The 15975-nt window shown below is 64.6% G+C and carries 20 protein-coding genes; 13 read left to right on the forward strand and 7 right to left on the reverse strand.

Translation table 11 applies throughout. The features are described from left to right. Positions 1-6: 6 nt before the first annotated feature. Both AC56LG_RS11020 and AC56LG_RS11025 read right to left on the reverse strand, forming a co-directional pair. Positions 7-576: a gamma-glutamylcyclotransferase gene (locus tag AC56LG_RS11020; RefSeq protein WP_497166150.1), complete on the reverse strand. Its 570-nt coding sequence runs from the start codon at positions 574-576 to the stop codon at positions 7-9. A 17-nt stretch (positions 577-593) separates the two neighbouring features. Beyond that, entirely contained in the window at positions 594-1517 is a 924-nt protein-coding gene (locus AC56LG_RS11025) for a LysR family transcriptional regulator (protein WP_497166151.1), read from the reverse strand. A gap of 92 nt (positions 1518-1609) precedes the next feature. On the opposite strand from AC56LG_RS11025, the gene AC56LG_RS11030 reads away from it, so the two are divergent. Then, positions 1610-2635 carry a fumarylacetoacetate hydrolase family protein gene (locus AC56LG_RS11030; RefSeq protein WP_497166152.1) on the forward strand — a complete coding sequence of 342 codons (1026 nt, stop codon included), beginning with the start codon at positions 1610-1612 and terminating at the stop codon, positions 2633-2635. Further along, positions 2632-3276, forward strand: a complete 645-nt coding sequence (gene maiA, locus AC56LG_RS11035) for a maleylacetoacetate isomerase (RefSeq protein WP_497166153.1) — start codon at positions 2632-2634, stop codon at positions 3274-3276. Before AC56LG_RS11030 ends, maiA begins: the two co-directional genes overlap by 4 nt. A 40-nt stretch (positions 3277-3316) precedes the next feature. On the opposite strand, the gene AC56LG_RS11040 is transcribed toward maiA, so the two are convergent. Continuing rightward, positions 3317-3763, reverse strand: a complete 447-nt coding sequence (locus tag AC56LG_RS11040) for a CBS domain-containing protein (RefSeq protein WP_497166154.1) — start codon at positions 3761-3763, stop codon at positions 3317-3319. 144 nt (positions 3764-3907) lie between these two features. Here AC56LG_RS11040 and AC56LG_RS11045 point away from each other — a divergent pair, with 144 nt between their 5' ends. The 11 genes from AC56LG_RS11045 (at position 3908) to AC56LG_RS11095 (ending at position 13354) form a co-directional block, all read left to right on the forward strand. Continuing rightward, complete coding sequence (locus AC56LG_RS11045; protein ID WP_497166155.1) at positions 3908-4684, forward strand: uracil-DNA glycosylase family protein; 777 nt, start codon at positions 3908-3910, stop codon at positions 4682-4684. A gap of 352 nt (positions 4685-5036) precedes the next feature. Then, a complete protein-coding gene (gene iscR, locus AC56LG_RS11050; RefSeq protein WP_192050599.1) occupies positions 5037-5510 on the forward strand; it encodes a Fe-S cluster assembly transcriptional regulator IscR in 474 nt (157 codons plus the stop codon). A 20-nt stretch (positions 5511-5530) separates the two neighbouring features. Next, complete coding sequence (locus AC56LG_RS11055) at positions 5531-6787, forward strand: IscS subfamily cysteine desulfurase (RefSeq protein ID WP_497166156.1); 1257 nt, start codon at positions 5531-5533, stop codon at positions 6785-6787. A 24-nt stretch (positions 6788-6811) separates the two neighbouring features. Then, positions 6812-7198 carry a Fe-S cluster assembly scaffold IscU gene (iscU, locus tag AC56LG_RS11060; protein WP_192050594.1) on the forward strand — a complete coding sequence of 129 codons (387 nt, stop codon included), beginning with the start codon at positions 6812-6814 and terminating at the stop codon, positions 7196-7198. A gap of 28 nt (positions 7199-7226) precedes the next feature. Next, positions 7227-7550: an iron-sulfur cluster assembly protein IscA gene (gene iscA, locus AC56LG_RS11065; RefSeq protein WP_379725405.1), complete on the forward strand. Its 324-nt coding sequence runs from the start codon at positions 7227-7229 to the stop codon at positions 7548-7550. Positions 7551-7556: 6 nt separating this feature from the next. Beyond that, a complete protein-coding gene (gene hscB / locus AC56LG_RS11070) occupies positions 7557-8072 on the forward strand; it encodes a Fe-S protein assembly co-chaperone HscB (RefSeq protein WP_497166157.1) in 516 nt (171 codons plus the stop codon). Positions 8073-8265: 193 nt separating this feature from the next. Continuing rightward, a complete protein-coding gene (gene hscA / locus AC56LG_RS11075; protein ID WP_497166158.1) occupies positions 8266-10155 on the forward strand; it encodes a Fe-S protein assembly chaperone HscA in 1890 nt (629 codons plus the stop codon). A 162-nt stretch (positions 10156-10317) separates the two neighbouring features. Further along, positions 10318-10659 carry an ISC system 2Fe-2S type ferredoxin gene (gene fdx, locus AC56LG_RS11080; RefSeq protein WP_192050585.1) on the forward strand — a complete coding sequence of 114 codons (342 nt, stop codon included), beginning with the start codon at positions 10318-10320 and terminating at the stop codon, positions 10657-10659. Between the two features lie 4 nt (positions 10660-10663). Then, a complete protein-coding gene (locus AC56LG_RS11085; RefSeq protein ID WP_497166159.1) occupies positions 10664-11572 on the forward strand; it encodes a class I SAM-dependent methyltransferase in 909 nt (302 codons plus the stop codon). A gap of 16 nt (positions 11573-11588) precedes the next feature. Then, positions 11589-12611: a low-specificity L-threonine aldolase gene (gene ltaE, locus AC56LG_RS11090; RefSeq protein ID WP_497166160.1), complete on the forward strand. Its 1023-nt coding sequence runs from the start codon at positions 11589-11591 to the stop codon at positions 12609-12611. Further along, positions 12608-13354, forward strand: a complete 747-nt coding sequence (locus AC56LG_RS11095) for an rRNA pseudouridine synthase (protein WP_497166161.1) — start codon at positions 12608-12610, stop codon at positions 13352-13354. The genes ltaE and AC56LG_RS11095 overlap by 4 nt, the downstream gene beginning before the upstream one ends. A 119-nt stretch (positions 13355-13473) precedes the next feature. Here AC56LG_RS11095 and AC56LG_RS11100 read toward each other — a convergent pair whose 3' ends face one another. From AC56LG_RS11100 to AC56LG_RS11115, 4 genes are read right to left on the reverse strand one after another with little or no spacing between them, the layout of a single operon-like run. Next, positions 13474-14010 (reverse strand): RDD family protein, encoded by a 537-nt coding sequence (locus AC56LG_RS11100; protein ID WP_497166162.1) that lies wholly within the window; start codon positions 14008-14010, stop codon positions 13474-13476. Continuing rightward, complete coding sequence (locus AC56LG_RS11105; protein ID WP_497166163.1) at positions 13997-14785, reverse strand: DUF3106 domain-containing protein; 789 nt, start codon at positions 14783-14785, stop codon at positions 13997-13999. The genes AC56LG_RS11100 and AC56LG_RS11105 overlap by 14 nt, the downstream gene beginning before the upstream one ends. Then, a complete protein-coding gene (locus tag AC56LG_RS11110; protein ID WP_497166164.1) occupies positions 14782-15177 on the reverse strand; it encodes a DUF3619 family protein in 396 nt (131 codons plus the stop codon). The genes AC56LG_RS11105 and AC56LG_RS11110 overlap by 4 nt, the downstream gene beginning before the upstream one ends. After that, on the reverse strand, positions 15174-15743 hold the full coding sequence (locus AC56LG_RS11115; protein WP_192050568.1) for an RNA polymerase sigma factor: 570 nt from the start codon (positions 15741-15743) through the stop codon (positions 15174-15176). Before AC56LG_RS11115 ends, AC56LG_RS11110 begins: the two co-directional genes overlap by 4 nt. Positions 15744-15975 lie beyond the last annotated feature (232 nt).

Here is a 15975-nt window from a genome sequence, read left to right on the forward strand (position 1 = left end):
GGCCGCTTATCCTCCGCACAGCTGCTCCAGGTGCCGTTCTATCTCATACACGTGCGCATCATCCTTGCCCAGCGCCCGCAAGGCCCTGGCCAGCTCCAGCAGGTACTCGCTGTTCGGTCCGCTCGGTCCGCGCGCCGCGGCGATCTGGACGGCAATCTCGCGCTCGGTGGCCGGTCCGAGGAAGGCGGCGTTCTCGTGCGTCGCGATGTACACCAGGCCTTCCTCGCTGCCGCCGTCGTCGAACACGATGTCTATCGCCAGGCGCAGGTAGCCGTTCTTTTCGCGATGGTCGAGGTGGGCGAACTCTTCCGGCGTGACCAGGTAAGCCATGCCGTGGCAGACCGCGCCGTCTTCCGGCACCAGCGTGACGACGCGGCCGGGTGCGGTTTCGGTGCCGCGGTGGTCGTGCGAACCCTGCCAGAAACGGCGTGTCCAACCCTGGATACTAGCGGGGCGGCGCCTCAGGTAGGGGAAATCGGCCTTGAAGATCAGCGAGCCGTAGCCGAACAGCCAGACCTCGTGGTGGCCGTCGAATTTGTCCATGCGTTGGTTGATGGCGATCGTGTTATGTGACATGCGCCGATTCTAGCCAATCACACGCCCGGCTGCTCGCGCGCCTGGCTGCGCTTGGCGTCCACGTACGGAAACAGGAAATCGATGAAGCTTTCCGCCGCCGGCGACAGCGAGCGTCCCGCGCGCGTGTAGACGAAGAAACGCCGCGTCAGGCGCGGCTCCTCGAGCGGACGCATGTGCAACCCGTGCATGCGCACCAGCGGTTCGGCATACGGAAGGCAGACCGTGATGCCGAGGCCGGCCCCGACCATCGCCAGCGCGGTCGTCATGAAGGTCACTTCATTCACAGGCTTCAGGGGAACCTCGCGCAGCAGCGCCTGCATGTCGGCCAGCAGGCGCTGGGTAAATTGTCCCTGCAAGGCGATGAACGGGTGGCGCGCGACGTCCTGCCAGGTCACGCGCTCGTTCGCCTCCAGGGGATGGCCTTGCGGGAACACCAGCGAAAACGGCATCTCGAACAGTTCGCGCGCTTCCAGTTGCGGCGCGGCTTCACGCTCGGGGCCGATGCCGAAGTCCGACTCGCCGCTGAGCACGCGCGCGATCACGTTGTCGACCGGACTGTCGGCCACCCGGACGTCGATGTCCGGATAATCGGCACGGTACGCGGCCACGGCTTCGGGCACCAGGGTGCAGCACATCAGTTGTGGCGCGGCAATGCGCACGATGCCCTTGCGTAGCTGCGTGTGGTCCGCCACGTTCGCCAGCGCACCGTCGAGGTCATCGATCATCTGGCTAAATAGCGGGTACAGTTCGCGGCCGATCTCGGTCAGCACGATGCGGCGCGTGGAGCGGTCGACCACGCGCGCGCCGAGCGTCTGTTCGAGCTCCTTGATCAATCCCGACAAGGCCGATTGTGTGACGTGCATGGTCTGTGCGGCCGACGTAAAGTGACCGGTCTTGGCGAGTGCCACGAATGCGCGCATCTGGCGCAGGGTCGGATTCATAAGAGACTCTGATAAATAATGCGAAAAATATTGTTTGTATGATAGTCCGGTTTGATTTGTAATGTGTGCATCTACGCAATGGGAAACTCGCCATGAAACTCGCCACACTCAAAACCGGCGGCCGCGACGGCACGCTGGTCGTCGTCAGCCGCGACCTCGTCACCTGCCAGGCCGTCCCGAAGATCGCGCGCACCCTGCAATCCGCGCTCGACGACTGGGACGCCGTCGCGCCGAAGCTGGCAGCCATCTACGACCGCCTGAATGCCGGCAGTGCCGACAATGCCGAGTCCTTCCTCGAGATGGAATGCCACTCGCCGCTGCCCCGTGCCTATCAATGGGCCGACGGCTCGGCCTACATCAACCACGTGGAACTGGTGCGTAAAGCACGCAATGCCGAGGTCCCGGCCTCGTTCTACACCGACCCGCTGATGTACCAGGGCGGCGGCGATTCCTTCATCGGCCCATGCGACCCGATCGCGGTCATGAGCGAGGACTGGGGCGTCGACCTGGAAGCGGAGGTGGCGGTGGTCACGGGGCCGGTGCCGATGGGCGCCAGCCTCGAGCAGGCGGCAGCATCGATCCGCCTCGTCATGCTGGTCAACGACGTGTCGCTGCGCAACCTGATCCCGAACGAACTGGCCAAGGGCTTCGGTTTCTACCAGTCCAAGCCGGCCAGCGCATTTTCTCCGGTGGCGGTCACGCCGGACGAACTGGGCGACGCCTGGCATGACAGCAAGCTGCAGCTGCAGCTGCTGGTCACGATCAACGACCAACCCTTCGGCAAGCCGAACGCCGGCGAAGACATGACCTTCAGCTTCGCGCAACTGATCGCCCACGCCGCCAAGACGCGCGAACTGGGACCCGGCAGCATCATCGGTTCGGGCACGGTGTCCAACAAGCAGGGCAACCTGCACGGCTCGTCGATCGCCAACGGCGGCGTCGGCTATTGCTGCCTGGCCGAGGTGCGGATGTACGAAACCATCGAACACGGCGCGCCGCAAACGCCGTTCCTGCGCTTCGGCGACAGCGTGCGCATCGAAATGCTTGACGCTGCCGGCGCCAGCATCTTCGGCGCCATCGACCACGAAGTCGCGCATTATCACGGGAGGAAAGAATGAAGCTTTATACGTATTTCCGCAGCTCCGCCGCCTACCGCGTGCGGATCGCCCTGAACCTGAAGGGCCTGGGCTACGATGCGGTGCCGGTGCACCTGTTGAAGCATGGCGGCGAGCAGCGCCAGGAAGAGTACCGCCAGATCAATCCGAGCGGCCTGGTGCCGGCCTTCCAGGACGAGCGCATCACGCTGACGCAGTCGATGGCGATCATCGAATACCTGGAAGAGCGCTTCCCGGCCGTGCCGCTGATGCCGCAGGATGCGCCCGGCCGCGCCCGCGTGCGCGAACTGGCGCAGATCATCGCCTGCGACATCCACCCGCTGAACAACCTGCGCGTGCTGCGCCACCTGGTGCACGAACTGAAGCTGAGCGAAGAGCAGAAAACCGCGTGGATCCGCCACTGGATCGGAGAAGGCCTGGCCAGCCTCGAATCGCACCTGGCGCGCGACCCGGCCGCCGGTCCGTTCTGCCACGGCGCCGCCCCGACCATCGCCGACTGCTTCCTGGTGCCGCAGGTGTTCAATGCTCAGCGCTTCGACATCGACCTCGGCGCCTATCCGAACATCAGCCGCATCTATGCATTGTGCGTCGACCTGCCGGCGTTTGCTGCTGCGCATCCGTCGCAGCAGCCGGACGCGGAGTAACCGAACCGGCGGGCGCCAGTGCGTCCGCCGCAGTTCTATTTCATGACTGCCCGGTCGTCGAGCGGTCCGGCTCCGACGGCGTCGAAATTTCGTCGAGCGTGAGGTCGACGTCGGCCGCATGCCTGGTGGCGACGTCGCCCAGCGAGACGATGCCGATCACTTTCGATTGTGCGTCGAGCACGGGAATGCGGCGGATCTGGACGTCGCCCATGGTGTCGAGCACTTCCTCCACGCTCTGGTCGGCCGTGCAGGTGCGCACGTCGGTGCTCATCACGTCGGCAACCTGGGTCGAGACAGGATTCTGGCCGACGGCGACCGAGCGCACGGTGATGTCGCGGTCGGTGATCATGCCGACCAGCTGGTCGCCATCGAGCACGGGAATGGCGCCCACGTTCAGTTCGTCCATCAATTGCGCGGCGCGCTGCACGGTGTCCTGCGGCGAAATGGTCTGCACGTCGCGCGTCATGATGTCCTGGATGGTTTGCATGGTCGGTCTCCTCTGGTGCGTGTGAAAGGGGCGATCAATATGCCCGATTTCCCGGCGTGGCTACGCCAGATTGACGCGCGGAACCTTGGCGCCGAGCTTGCTCGCGCCCGGCTACAATGGCGCTCTTTTTTGCTGCCATGCACCATGAATAATCCTGCCATTCCCACCCCGATCCTGGATGCCCTCGACCTGGCCGACCCTTCCTGGCGGCCGCACCTGTTGCGCGGCCTGGAGGCGGTCATGGCCGCCAATCCCGGCTACCTGCCGGCCCTGGCCGAGGACGACTACCTGCCGACCCGGGGACGCCTGTTCGCCGCCTTTGCCCAGCCGCTCGCACAGGTCCGGTATGTGCTGGTGGGGGAGGGGCCGTATCCGCGCGCCGACAGCGCCACCGGGGTGAGCTTCATGGATGGCGCCGTCGGCGCGTTGTGGAGCGAGGCCGGGTTGTCGAAACCGGTCAACCGGGCTACTTCGCTGCGCAACTTCATGAAGATGCTGCTGGTGGCGGACGGGCAATTGCAGCAGGACGACACCGGCGGCGCGGCCATGGCGCCGGTGGCAATTGCCGCGCGTTCGAACGGATCGATCCAGACCCTGGCGCAATTGCAGGACAACCTGACGGCGCAGGGCTTCCTGCTGCTGAACGCGGCGCTGGTGTTTCGCAAGCACGTGGCGCCGGCGGTCGATGCGCGCGGCTGGCTGCCGTTCCTGCAGACGGTGCTGGCGGTGCTCGCCGACGTCGATGCGCCGCCGACGCTGGTGTTGTGGGGAAAGATTGCCGAGCAGTTGAGGAAGCTGCCGCAGACCGAACGCTTGCCGCAGGTGTATGCGGAGCATCCGTATAACCTCTCGTTCATCGGGCATCAGGGGATGCAGCGGCTGTTCGGGCCGATGCAGTTGCTGCGATTGCGAGCGCGGTAGGGAGGCGTCGCGTATCACCGCGTGGAGTGCGCACGCGTCGCGTTGGTGCATTCGATAGAGTAGAGCACGCCACCCTACGAACAGCCCGAATGTAGGGTGGACTGCTCCACCATTGACCGATGAACAACCTCATCGCCTGCGCAGTCCACGCGGTGATACGCACCGGCTGACCACTCGAAAACGCACCGCCACCCACCTGGCCGTTTTTGGGCCCGCCAAGACAAGCCCCCCGACATTTGCTATACTTGACTAAATCGTTCAACTAATCAGGTCTTTATGCATCAGCAGCGAAGACCTTGAAAAGCGAGTACGAAATGAACAAGGGCAATATTTTAACATTACCGGGGTTGTGATGCGTCTGACCACCAAAGGCCGTTTTGCTGTCACTGCGATGATCGATCTTGCCTTGCGCCAGGGCAATGGTCCCGTCACGCTGTCAGGCATCAGCCAGCGCCAGGCCATTTCGCTGTCCTACCTGGAGCAGCTGTTCGGCAAGCTGCGCCGCCACGACATCGTCGAATCGATCCGTGGTCCGGGCGGCGGCTACAGCCTGGCGCGTCCGGCGGAAAAGGTGACGGTGGCCGATATCATCATCGCCGTCGACGAGCCGCTCGACGCCACCCAATGCGGCGGCAAGGAAAATTGCCACGGGTCCGATGCCGCCAGCGGCATCCGCTGCATGACGCATGACCTGTGGACCACGCTCAACGCCAAGATGGTCGACTACCTCGATTCGGTCTCGCTGCAAGACCTGGTCGACCAGCAGAAGCAAAAAGAACAAGCCGTCGTCGTGGTGCACCGCGCCGCTGCTACCGCACAAACTTGAAGTGATACTGGAGTGAACTGATGAACGCACCTTTGGACAAGAAAATCGAGCAGAGCTTCGTGACTGCGCCGCATTTCCCGATCTACATGGATTATTCGGCGACCACGCCGGTCGACCCGCGCGTGGCCGACAAGATGATCCCGTTCCTGCGCGAGCAGTTCGGCAATCCGGCTTCGCGCAGCCACATGTACGGCTGGTCGGCCGAGGCGGCCATCGAAGAAGCGCGCGGCCACGTCGCCGCCCTGGTCGGCGCCGATCCGCGCGAAATCATCTGGACCTCCGGCGCGACCGAGTCGAACAACCTGGCCCTGAAGGGTGCGGCCCACTTCTATAAAACGAAGGGCAAGCACATCATCACGGTCAAGACCGAACACAAGGCAGTGCTCGACACCGTGCGCGAACTGGAACGCCAGGGCTTCGAAGCGACCTACCTCGAGCCGCAGGACAACGGCCTGATCACGATCGAGCAGCTGGAGGCGGCGATCCGCCCGGACACGATCCTGGTCTCGGTCATGCTGGTCAATAACGAGATCGGCGTGATCCAGCCGATCGACGCGATCGGCGAACTGTGCCGCGCGAAAGGCATCATCTTCCACTGCGACGCCGCGCAAGCGACCGGCAAGGTGCAGATCGACCTGTCGACCACCAAGTGCGACCTGATGACCTTCACCGCGCACAAGACCTATGGTCCGAAAGGCGTCGGCGCCCTGTACGTGCGCCGCAAGCCGCGCATCCGCCTGGAAGCGCAGATGCACGGCGGCGGCCACGAGCGCGGCCTGCGTTCGGGCACGCTGCCGACCCACCAGATCGCCGGCATGGGCGAAGCCTTCCGCCTCGCGAAGATCGAGATGGACGACGAACTGGTGCGCGTGAAGGCGCTGCGCGACCGCCTGGCCAAGGGCCTGATGGAGATCGAAGAGGTCTACATCAACGGCGACATGGAACACCGCGTGCCGCACAACCTGAACGTCTCGTTCAACTATGTCGAAGGCGAATCGCTGATCATGGCGATCAAGGACATCGCCGTGTCGTCGGGTTCGGCCTGTACCTCGGCCAGCCTGGAACCGTCGTACGTGCTGCGCGCCCTCGGCCGCAGCGACGAACTGGCGCACAGCTCGATTCGCTTTACCATCGGCCGCTTCACGACCGAAGAGGACATCGATTTCACGATCGAGCTGCTGAAATCGAAGGTCGGCAAACTGCGCGAACTGTCGCCGTTGTGGGACATGTTCAAGGAAGGGATCGACCTGAATTCGATCCAATGGGCAGCCCACTAATTACAGAACACTAGGAGCATCAACATGGCATATTCGGACAAAGTACTCGACCACTACGAGAACCCACGCAACGTCGGCGCCTTCGACAAGGGCGATGAATCGATCGGCACCGGCATGGTCGGCGCACCGGCCTGCGGCGACGTGATGAAGCTGCAGATCAAGGTCAACGAGCAGGGCCTGATCGAAGACGCGAAGTTCAAGACCTATGGCTGCGGTTCGGCCATCGCCTCGAGCTCGCTGGTGACCGAGTGGGTCAAGGGTAAGACCCTGGACCAGGCACTGGCCATCAAGAACACGCAGATCGCCGAAGAACTGGCGCTGCCGCCGGTGAAGATCCACTGCTCGATCCTGGCGGAAGACGCGATCAAGGCCGCCGTCGCCGACTACAAGACCAAGCACGCAACCGTTTAACTAGTAGACTCAAGCTGGAGAGGAACGCATGGCAATCACACTGACCGAAAAAGCGGCGAAGCACATCAACCGCTATATCGAGCGTCGCGGCAAGGGCCTCGGGCTGCGTTTCGGCGTGCGCACCACCGGCTGCTCCGGCCTGGCCTACAAGCTGGAGTACGTCGATGAGGCGGCGCCCGAGGACAACGTCTTCGAGTCGCACGGCGTCAAGGTCTTCGTCGACCCGAAGAGCCTGGCCTACATCGACGGCACCGAACTCGATTTCGCCCGCGAGGGACTGAACGAAGGCTTCCGCTTCAACAACCCGAACGTCAAGGACAATTGCGGTTGCGGCGAGAGCTTCCGTATTTAAGTCGTGATGCAGAACCACTTTGAGCTGTTCCAGCTGCCGGCGCGCTTCGACGTCGACCTTGCCGCGCTGGACGCGGCCTACCGTGAAGTGCAAGGCCGCGTGCACCCGGACCGCTTCGTGAACGCGACCGACGCCGAAAAGCGCGTCGCCATGCAATGGGCCACGCGCGCCAACGAAGCCTACCAAACGCTGAAGCACCCGCAAAAGCGCGCGCAATACCTGTGCGAACTGAACGGCGTCGACCTGCAGACCGAGTCGAACACGGCGATGCCGATGGCCTTCCTGATGCAGCAGATGGAATGGCGCGAAGCCCTCGGCGACGCACGCGCGGCCAAGGATGCCGAAGCGCTGGACGAACTCGACGCGCAGGTACGCGCCGAGCGCAAGGGAATGCTCAAGCGGGTAGGGGAGCAGCTCGACGCCGGCGATTTCGATGCGGCAGCGCAGGGCGTGCGTTCGCTGATGTTCCTCGACAAATTCGGCGACGAAGTACAGTACGCGTTCGAGGCGATCGAAGGGTAAAAGACCGATCCGGCATGCCGGAGGGACGTAGGGTGGGCTCTTGAGCCCACGCGGTCCGGCTCCTGAGCAGCCGCGACGCGTGATACATGGTGCTGGTGGATGTCGCGTGTATTCACCGTCCGCATCCGCGTGGGCACGAGTGCCCACCCTACGGTTAACCAGCATCAAACAATAACAACCAGGTAACACGAACATGGCACTTTTGCAGATCTCCGAACCCGGCATGTCGACCGCGCCGCACCAGCACCGGCTGGCGGTGGGCATCGACCTGGGCACCACCAATTCGCTCGTCGCCACTGTGCGCAGCGGGATTCCCGAAGTGCTCAGCGACGAGGACGGCCGCGCACTGCTGCCATCGGTCGTGCGTTATCTCCCCAACGGCAACGCCCACATCGGCCGCAAGGCGCAGGCGCAGCGTACGGTCGATCCGAAGAACACGATCGTCTCGGTCAAGCGCTTCATGGGCCGCGGCCTGAAGGACATTGCCCACGCCGAAAACCTGCCCTACGACTTCGTCGACGGCGAAGGCATGGTCCAGATCCGCACGGTCGCCGGCGTGAAAAGCCCGGTCGAGACCTCGGCCCAGATCCTCGCGACCCTGCGCCAGCTGGCCGAGGATTCGCTCGGCGACGACCTGGTCGGCGCGGTCATCACCGTGCCCGCCTACTTCGACGACGCCCAGCGCCAGGCGACGAAAGATGCCGCCCAACTGGCCGGCCTGAACGTGCTGCGCCTGCTGTCCGAGCCGACCGCCGCGGCGATCGCCTACGGGCTCGACCACGGTTCCGAAGGCGTCTACGCCGTCTACGACCTGGGCGGCGGCACCTTCGACATCTCGATCCTGAAGCTCTCGAAAGGCGTGTTCGAAGTCCTGTCCACCGGCGGCGACTCGGCCCTGGGCGGCGACGATTTCGACCATCGCCTGTTCTGCTGGATTACCGAGCAAGCCAAGCTGGCGCCGCTGTCGGAAGAAGACACCGCCACCCTGATGGTCAAGGCGCGCCAGGCCAAGGAACTGCTGTCGACCAACGACGAAACGACGGTCGACGCCGTACTGAACTCGGGCGAACTGGTGCACGTGAACGTCACCGCGCAGACCTTCGCCGAGATTACCAGGCACCTGGTCGCCAAGACCATGAACGCGATCCGCAAGGCCATGCGCGACGCGAATGTGAGCGTGGAAGACGTCGACGGTGTGGTGATGGTCGGCGGCGCGACGCGCATGCCGCACGTGCGGCGCACCGTTTCGGAATTTTTCCACACCATCCCGCACGCGAACATCGACCCGGACCGCGTGGTGGCGCTGGGCGCCGCGATCCAGGCCAATCTGCTGGCCGGTAACCGCGCCGCCGGCGACGACTGGCTGCTGCTGGACGTGACGCCGCTCTCGCTCGGCATCGAGACGATGGGCGGGCTGGTCGAGAAGATCATCCCGCGCAATTCGACGATTCCGTGCGCGCGTGCGCAGGAATTCACGACGTTCAAGGATGGCCAGACCGCACTCGCCGTGCACGTGGTGCAGGGCGAACGCGAGCTGGTGTCGGATTGCCGCTCGCTGGCGCGTTTCGAGCTGCGCGGCATCCCGCCGATGGCGGCCGGCGCCGCGCGCATTCGCGTCACGTACCAGGTCGACGCCGACGGCCTGCTGTCGGTCGCCGCGCGCGAGACGCGTTCGGGCGTGGAAGCGTCGATCACCGTCAAGCCGTCGTACGGCCTGGGCGACGACGACGTCGCACGCATGCTGCAGGAGTCGTACAGCTCGGCGCAGGTCGACATGCAGATGCGCGCGCTGCGCGAAGAGCAGGTCGAAGCCGAGCGCATCCTGCTGGCGACGCAGTCGGCGCTCGATTCCGACGCCGGCCTGCTCGATACGGCCGAGCAGGCGTCGGTATCCACGCTGCTGCAGGACGTGCGCAATGCGATCGCAGGTTCCAACGATACGACAGTGGAGCCGGGCCAGCGGCAGAATGCGCTGCACGACGCGGTCCAGGCGCTTGCGCATGGCACCGAAGAATTCGCCGCGCGGCGCATGGACAAGAGCGTGCGCCAGGCGCTGGCCGGCAAGTCGCTGGACGAGGTTTGATTTCGTAGGGTGGGCTCTTGAGCCCACGCGGTGATACGTACGGGCTCCGTTATCGTGCGCGATGATCTCGCCGCCGCGTATCGTCGTGTGGGCACGGGTGCCCACCCTACGCACCGCCGTCCGCGCATACGAAACGATATAAATTATTATAGAGGTAACAACGTGCCACAAATCGTCATCCTGCCCCACCCGGTCTTCTGCCCCGACGGCGCCGTCCTCGACGCCCCCGCCGGCAAGTCCGTCTGCGACGTCATGTTAGAGAACGACATCGACATCGAACACGCCTGCGACCGCGTCTGCGCCTGCACCACCTGCCACGTGATCGTGCGCGAAGGCTTCGACTCGCTCAACGAGCAGGAAGAAAAAGAAGAAGACATGCTCGACAAGGCCTGGGGCCTGGAGCCGAACTCGCGCCTGTCGTGCCAGGCGATCGTGGCGGAAGAAGACCTGGTGGTCGAGATCCCGAAGTACACGATCAACCACGCCGCCGAAAAGAACCACTGATCCCATGAAGCGCGCCGACAAGAAACCGGACGCGGCACCGGAATTGCCGCCCGAGGTCCGTCCCGGCCAGTCGATCGAACTGCTCAAGGAACTGCACATCCTCACGCGCGACGCCAGGCTGAACCAGGACAGCCGGCGCAAGCTGAAGCAGGTCTACCACCTGATCAACTTCATCGAGCCGCTCGTGAACGACGTGCGCGCGGAAAAGGGCACGGTCTCGCTGGTCGACCATGGCGCCGGCAAGTCCTACCTCGGTTTCATCCTGTACGACCTGTTCTTCAAGGGCCTGCAAGATGCTTCGCACATCTACGGCATCGAAACACGCGACGAACTGGTCGCCAGATCGACCGAGCTGGCGGCGCGCCTGGGCTTTGCGAACATGTCCTTCCTGCCGCTGTCGGTGGCCGAATCGACCACCTCGGACAAGCTCCCCGAGACGATCGACATCGTCACCGCGCTGCATGCATGTAACACCGCCACCGACGACGCCATCGATTTCGCGCTGAAGAAAAAGGCGAAGCACATGGTGCTGGTGCCGTGCTGCCAGGCCGAAGTGGCGTCGGTGCTGCGCAAGAACAAGGGCAGGGACCTGAAAAGCCCGCTCACCGAAATCTGGCGCCGTCCGATCCACACGCGCGAGTTCGGCAGCCAGGTGACGAACGTGCTGCGCTGCCTGCAATTGGAGGCCCATGGCTACGAGGTAACCGTCACCGAACTGGTGGGCTGGGAGCACTCGATGAAGAACGAGCTGATCGTGGCCACCTATAAAAACCTGCCGCGCCGCCGCCCGGGAGAACGCCTGCAGGAAGTGCTGTCGACGCTGGGCCTGGAAGAGATGGGCCAGCGTTTCTATGCCTCGCAAGCAGAGCGAGCCGACGCTGTTTCAACTGACACGAATGAATTGCCGACCTGAGACCATGAGCGAAAACATGAAGTGGATCGACCTGCGCAGCGACACCGTCACCCAACCGTCAGACGCCATGCGTGCGGCCATGGCCGCCGCCGAAGTCGGCGACGACGTCTACGCCGACGACCCGACCGTCAACCGCCTGCAGGACTACGCGGCCGATTTGTTCGGTTACGAGGCCGGCATGTTCGCGCCGAGCGGCACGCAAACCAACCTGATCGCCCTGATGACCCACTGCGGCCGCGGCGACGAATACCTGGTCGGCCAGGAAGCGCACACCTATAAATACGAAGGCGGCGGCGCCGCGGTGCTGGGCTCGATCCAGCCGCAGCCGATCGCGAACCAACCCGATGGCAGCATCGCGCTGGCCGACATCGAAGCCTACATCAAGCCCGACGACATGCACTTCGCCCGCACACGCTTGCTGGCGCTGGAAAACACGATCGGCGGGCGCGTGCTCGGCCAGGACTACATCGCCGCCGCCACGGCGCTGGCGCATGCGAAAGGCCTCGCCACCCACCTCGACGGTGCGCGCATCGCCAACGCGGCCGTGAAGCAGGGCGTCTCGTTGCGCGACGTCGTGAAGGGCTTCGATACCGTCTCGGTGTGCCTGTCGAAGGGCCTGGGTGCGCCGGTCGGCTCGGTGCTGCTGGGTCCCAAAGCGTTCATCGAGCAGGGTAAGCGCTGGCGCAAGATGCTCGGCGGCGGCATGCGCCAGGCCGGCGTGCTGGCCGCGGCCGCGCACCACGCGCTGCAGCACAACGTGGGCCGCCTGGCGCAAGACCACGAGAACGCGGCGCTGCTGGCGCGCGGACTGGGCGAGATCGAGGCGCTGAACGTCGGTACGCCGCAGACCAACATCTTCTGGATGGACATTCCGGCCGCCGCCTGCGCACCGCTGAGCGCGCACCTGGCACGGCAGGGCATCCGCGCCTCGATCGGTCCGCGCACGCGCCTGGTGACCCACCTGGACGTGTCGCGCGCCGACGTCGATACCGTCGTCGGCGCCTTTAAAACCTTCTTCCAGAACTGGCGCGCGGCATGACCGAGGCGTCAAATAAGGAAGGAATCCGCCTGGCCAAGCGCGTCGCCGAACTGGCAAGCTGTTCGCGCGCCGAAGCCGAGCGCTACATCGCCAACGGCGGCGTCAGCGTCGACGGCCTCGTGGTCGAAGATCCCGCCGCGCGCGTGACAGCGGCGCAAAGCGTGGCGCTGCTGCCGGGCGCCAGCATGGACGAAGCGCCACCAGTGACGATCCTGCTGCACAAGCCGGCCGGGATGAATTCGGGCGTCGGCGTGCGCGGCATCACGGCGCTGGATTGCCTCACGCCCGAGTCGCTGGTCGTCGGCGGCCACGGCCAGCCGCGCTTTCTGAAGCGCCACCTGGCGCGCCTGACGCTGTGCACGCCGCTCGAAACCGACGCCAGCGGCCTGCTGGTCTACAGCCAGGACTTCCGCGTCGTGCGCAAGCTGCTCGACGACGGCGAACGCGTCGAGCACGAGTACGTGGTCGAGGTGTCAGGCGGGATCAGGGAGGGCGGCCTGGCGCTGCTGAACCATGGTCTCACCTTCAGCGGCAAGCCGGTCAACCCGATGAAGGTCAGCTGGCAAAGCGAAGGACGCCTGCGCTTCGCCGCCAAGGGCATGCGCGCCGGCCAGATCGAACACATGTGCGCGGCGGTGGGATTGACCGTTACCGACATCAAGCGTTTGCGCGTGGGGCGGATGTCGATGGGCGGGCTGCCGCAAGGGCAGTGGCGGTATCTGACCGAGTACGAGCGGTTTTGATTCAGGCGCTGTAACGCGTGGAGTCAGGACTCCACCCTACGAAAAACCACCAAATGTAGGGTGGAGTCCCGACTCCACGCGTTACACCATTCGCAACCAGGCAGCGTTCAACGCAGCCGTTATTTTTTATTCCCCACCTTCGGCAACGCAATCAACCTCGTCCCCGCAATCCGATCATGCAGGAACTGCCGGTCCCTGTCGAGAAACGCCGTCGCCCCCCAGGCCACCAGCCCGACGCTCAGCACGACCGCCCACTCCCTGACGTGGTGCAGGTTGAGCACCCAGCCGACCACCAGCGCCGGCGCGAACCAGCCCCAGGCCAGCAGGTAGCGGATCAGTGCATTCTTGAACGGCACCCGGGCCGAGCCCACTTTCACCACCTTGATGCGCCAGGTCTTCATGGCCAAGGTAAAACCGCTGCCGCTCCAGGCGTGCACGAAATAGGCCGCCGTCACCAGGAACAGGAAGACCATCAGCCCGGCGCGGTAGGCGGGCCCCTGGCGGTTGCCGGTGGCGAAAATGTAGATGAAGACCGCCAGTGCCTCGACCGCGATCAGCAGGAAGGCTTCATACACCATGGCGATGACGCGGCGCCTGACGGTCGGGGTGCCGATGACGGCAGGGGCGGGTGCTGCGCTGGGATTAGCCGTTTGCATTCGATGGCACGGGAGCGGTGGCAGGTTGGGCAGTGGGGGCGGGCGCGCTCGGTGCGGCCGGCGCCGAGGCGGGTGGCGGCGAGCCGACCGGGGCAGGCGCCGGCACCGGCTGGGTGATCGCCGGCGCGGCCGGGATCGTGGCCGGCGCCTGCAACGAGATGCAGGAAGCGCCGCGGCGCGTGGTGCCGGCCGGGCAGCTCGTTGGAGCGACGATGGTGTTCGCGGGCGCCGGACTGGTGGCCGTGGCCGGGTTCTTGCGCGCGGCCGATTGCGCCAGGCGCTGTTTCTCGCCGGGGGTGAGCTGCTTGTAGCTTTCCCAGTTGGCGGCGCGGTCGCCGGGCGCGAGCTTACGGGCCTTGTTGTAGTTTTCGCGCGCCAGGTCGCGCTGCTCGGGCGTCAGGCGCATCCACTGGCGCATGCGTTCGTGCACGCGGCCCTGCTCGACCGGGTTCATCGAGCCGAAACGGCGCGACATCTCGAGCCATTTTTTCTTGCGCACGCCATCCAGCGCATCCCATTCGGGATGCAGTGGGGCCAGGGCGACCTGCTGGGCCGGCGTCAGGTCGCGCCACAGCGGCTTGTCGGCAAGGCGCGTGTTCTTCGCAGGCGTGCCGGGAACGCTGGCGGTCGTGGCCGCACTGCGCGCGCCATCGGGACCGCCGCTTCCTTCGTCATGCCAGACCAGCCAGATGAGCCACGCCGCGAACACGGCCAGCAGCGCCGCCACCGCGGCTATCCAGCCGGATCGGCGGGGCTTGGAAGGGGGTGTCGTCATTGCTGGCGCTGTTGCGACTCCAGGTAGGCATTGAAGCCATGGTCGAGGTAAGCCGTCAGCGGCAGTTCGTCGGCCAGCACGGCCGCGTCGAGTTCGGCCAGTTCCGCGATGCGCTGCTGCTGGTCGTACTGGTACAGTCCGCCCAGGCCGACCACCAGCGCCAGCAGGGGGATGGCCACGCCCAGACGTCCGAGGCCCGCCCCGGAGAAATGAAAATCGATATTCAGGAAGCGGCGACGTTTGTGCGCGGCGGGCGCGTCGGCTTTCTTGCGCGACAGCGCGAGCGCGCGTGCGGCGGCCAGGCGCTCGGTGGTGGACGCCGGCAGCGCGTCGAGGTTTTCGTCCAGGGCGTGGCGCAGTTTGTACGCCAGGTTGATGTCGTCGGTATTCATAATTTTATTCCCTTGGCCCGCAGGGCATCGGCGAGGGTATGCGTAGCGCGAGAGCAATGTGTTTTGACACTGCCCTCCGAACACCCCATTGCCGCGGCCGTTTCAGCCACGTCCATATCCTGCCAGTAACGCATAAGGAAGGCTTCGCGTTGACGCGCCGGGAGCTTTTGTATCTCCGCTTCGATCAGGCGCAAGGTCTGTGCGCGCTCGACCTGATCCATGCTGGATTCCGCCGCGGCCGATCCTTCTTCCGCTTCGTACGCATCGAGTATATCAAAGTCCTCATCCTCATTTCCACGGCGGCCGAGACCGGAGAACAGGCTCACCCAGGTATTGCGCACCTTTTCGCGGCGGAAGTAATCGAGGATCGTCGTCTGCAGGATGCGCTGGAACAGCATGGGCAATTCGGCGGCCGGCTTGTCGCCGTATTTCTCGGCGAGCTTGATCATCGCGTCCTGCACGATGTCGAGCGCGGCTTCGTCCTTGCGCACCGCATACACGGCTTGCTTGAAGGCACGCCGTTCGACATTCTCGAGGAAGTCGCCTAGTTCTTTGTCTGTCGCCATGCGATGAAGGAAGGTGATGCGCCCGGATGCTTGGCCCGTGCTTTATGGAAAACTCACGAATCCTAGCAAAAATCCCCTCCGCCTGCACCCTAATTGCTCAGTGAAGCTCATCAGTGACGCGCATCAGTACAGCGTTGGCTTTCGAAAAACGCATGAGCATAGTCGGAATCATTCGTTCTCAAGCCCATCCGGGCTGGATAACCTGAATCCAACTTTGACTTCCACTCAGCGC

It is taken from the genome of Telluria sp. ZB2R32 (assembly GCF_059685715.1).